The following is a 2,917-nucleotide window of genomic DNA, read 5'->3' on the forward strand; positions in this document are numbered from 1 at the left end:
GAGATGCCGCTGCTGAGGTCGGCGACGAGCGGCGAGGGCTGCACGCCGTGCCGCACCGCCCCGTCCAGGGCGGCCGCCGCAGCGGCGGCCACGTCGACGGCGTCCAGCGGGCGGTCCAGCGGCGGCTGCACGGACGGCGCGCGGCGCGGCCGGCGGCGGGCGCGCAGCGCCTCCTCCTCGGCCCGCTGCGGGTCGGCCGGACCTGCCGGGTCCCCGCGGCCCGGGGAGGCGCGCCGGGGCCGTCTGGCGGGGGTCTCACGCCATTCCCCGGCGTAGTCGGCGTACGCCGAGGCGTCCTCGCCGTCCTCGGCCGCTTCGGTACCGGCCTCGTACGCCGGGTCGTACGGGCGTACGAGCCCCAGGCGGGCGCCGAGTTGCCGCAGCCGCTGGGGGACGGCGGCGACGGGGGTGGCGGTGACGACCAGCAGCCCGAAGACGGTGAGCAGCAGCAGGATCGGGAAGGCCAGCAGGGTGCCCATGGCGAAGATCAGCGGCCGGGACACGGCCCAGCCGATCAGGCCGCCCGCGTCCTGGATGGCCTGGCTGCCCTGGCCCCGGCCGGGCGCGCCGCAGGCGACGTGGATCAGCCCGAGCACGCCGATGACCAGCGCGGACAGGCCGATGACGATCCGCCCGTTGGCCTCCGGCTGCTCCGGGTGGAAGATCAGCCGGACGGCGATGGCGCCCAGCAGCAGGGGCACCACCAGGTCCAGCCGGCCGAACGTACCGGTGACCAGCGTCTCGACCAGGTCGCCGACCGGGCCGTCGAGGTGGGACCAGGTGCCGCCCGCGACGACCAGGGCCAGGGCGAGGAACAGCAGCGCGAGGCCGTCCTTGCGGTGCGCGGGGTCCAGGCCCCGGGCGCCGCGCCCTATGCCGCGCAGCGCGCCGGCGACGGCGCGGGCCAGGCCCATCCACACGGCGCGGACGGCGCGGTACACGCCGCTGGTGGGGTTGGGCGCCTTGGGCGGCGGCGCCTTGGCTGCGGACTTCCTGGCCGGAGCCTTCTTGGCCGGGGCCTTCTTCGCGGGGGCTTTCTTCGCCGGGGCCTTCCCGGCCGCTCTGGCGGCGCCCGCGGACTGCCCGGCGCGCTTTCGGGGGGCGCCCGCCGCGCCCTGGGGACCCTTGCCGGACGTACGTGAGGCCATGGGGGCGAGGTTACCCGCGTCAGCCCTACGGAGCACGCATGCCGTGGGTTCGCCCGTGCCCCAGCGGTCACAGGCGTCAGGCGGCCGAGGGCGGCGGCCGAGGGGTCCGGCGGGCTCCCGCGCGGGGCGCGGCGGCGGGTGACGCGGGGTCAGGGAATCCGGCGGCCAAGGGCGGCCGGGGCGGTTGCCGTACGGGGGCGGCGGCACGGGCGCCGTACGGCGCCTGGCGCGGGGCGGCTCGGCCCGTCGGCGCTCTCGGCTCTCAGCTCTGCGGCGGCACCGGGCCGCCGCCCGCGGCGCCCGGCTCCAGCGCGTCCAGCGCGCGGCGCAGCCCCGTCAGTTTGCGCTCCAGGTGGGCGGCGGTGGCCACGGCCGCGGCGTCCGCCGACTCGGCCAGCTGCTTGGACAGCGCCTCGGCCTGCTCCTCCACGGCGGCCAGCCGCGCGGACAGCTCGGCGAGCAGCCCGGCCGGCTCCTTGCCGCCCGCGGCCGGGGACTGGCCGTTGCCGCCCTCCAGCTGCAGCCGCAGCAGCCCGGCCTGCTCGCGCAGTTGGCAGTTCTTCATGTAGAGGTCGACGAAGACCGAGACCTTGGCGCGCAGCACCCACGGGTCGAAGGGCTTGGAGATGTAGTCCACCGCGCCCGCCGCGTAGCCGCGGAAGGTGTGGTGCGGGCCGTGGTTGATGGCGGTGAGGAAGATGATCGGGATGTCGCGGGTGCGCTCGCGCCGCTTGATGTGCGCCGCGGTCTCGAATCCGTCCATGCCCGGCATCTGGACGTCCAGCAGGATCACCGCGAAGTCGTCCGTCAGCAGCGCCTTGAGCGCCTCCTCCCCTGACGATGCCCGGACCAGGGTCTGATCGAGCGCCGAGAGAATGGCCTCCAGCGCCAGCAGATTCTCCGGCCGGTCATCGACCAGGAGGATCTTGGCCTTCTGCACCATGGCCCGTCCTCCTCGCCCCGGCATGGGACCTCCCCTGCTCGAAGAGCTCGGGGAGGCGCCGGGCGCCGCCCCAGGGGACGACTCCCTTGTGCCGCCCGTCCTTGTGCCGGTCATCGTAGCCGCACCCCGCTGTTCGCCACACCCTGTCACCGTGATGTCACTGTGCACGTAGCAGAAACGCGTGCGGGGACCAGAAGGTTCCCCGAACACCGCGGTTTCACACGTGCCCGGCAACAGCCAGTCAGCAGCGGGGGCCGTTGAAGCCCCGGTCCGTTACTTTACGCTCGCATCCACTGTTCCATCACCGCCAGAAGGTGATCGGTGTCGACCGGCTTGGTCACATAATCCGACGCACCGGCGTCGATGCTCTTCTCGCGGTCGCCCTTCATCGCCTTCGCGGTGAGCGCGATGATGGGCAGCCCGGCGAACTGGGGCATCCTGCGGATCGCGGCCGTCGTGGCGTAGCCGTCCATCTCCGGCATCATGATGTCCATGAGCACGAGCACCACGTCGTCGTGCTGCTCCAGGACCTCGATGCCCTCCCGGCCGTTCTCGGCGTAGAGCACCTGCAGCCCGTTCTGCTCCAGCACGCTGGTGAGCGCGAACACGTTGCGGATGTCGTCGTCGACGATCAGCACCTTCTCGCCGTCGAACCCCTCGCCGGACTGCTGGGCGACCAGGTCCTGGCCGCTGACCAGCCAGGGCTCGGGCGGCTGGACGCCGCCGTCCGCGCGTCGGCCGGCGCGGGCGTCCACCGCCGGCCGCGGCCCCTCAGGACCCGGCCGCAGGGCCTGGCGCCCGGCCGCCTCACGGGCCGCCGCCTCGC

Annotated in this window: 2 protein-coding genes and 1 pseudogene; all 3 read right to left on the minus strand. The window is 74.6% G+C overall.

Annotation, left to right across the window (positions count from 1 at the left end; genetic code table 11):
• Positions 1-1,148: pseudogene (locus RKE29_RS29030) on the minus strand (cell division protein FtsK); the annotation flags it as partial.
• A gap of 262 nt (positions 1,149-1,410) precedes the next feature.
• On the minus strand, positions 1,411-2,091 hold the full coding sequence (locus RKE29_RS29035) for a response regulator (protein ID WP_312008693.1): 681 nt from the start codon (positions 2,089-2,091) through the stop codon (positions 1,411-1,413).
• 278 nt (positions 2,092-2,369) lie between these two features.
• A partial coding sequence (locus RKE29_RS29040) for a response regulator (RefSeq protein WP_312008694.1) occupies positions 2,370-2,917 on the minus strand: 548 nt, incomplete at its 5' end.

Origin of the sequence: Streptomyces sp. B1866, assembly GCF_031932565.1 — a bacterium.
In the GTDB taxonomy this organism is placed as follows: Bacteria; Actinomycetota; Actinomycetes; order Streptomycetales; family Streptomycetaceae; genus Streptomyces.

Coding starts and splice junctions, on each gene's coding strand:
- RKE29_RS29035 (WP_312008693.1), bottom strand. CDS start 2,091: ATGGTGCAGAAGGCCAAGATCCTCCTGGTCGATGACCGGCCGGAGAAT.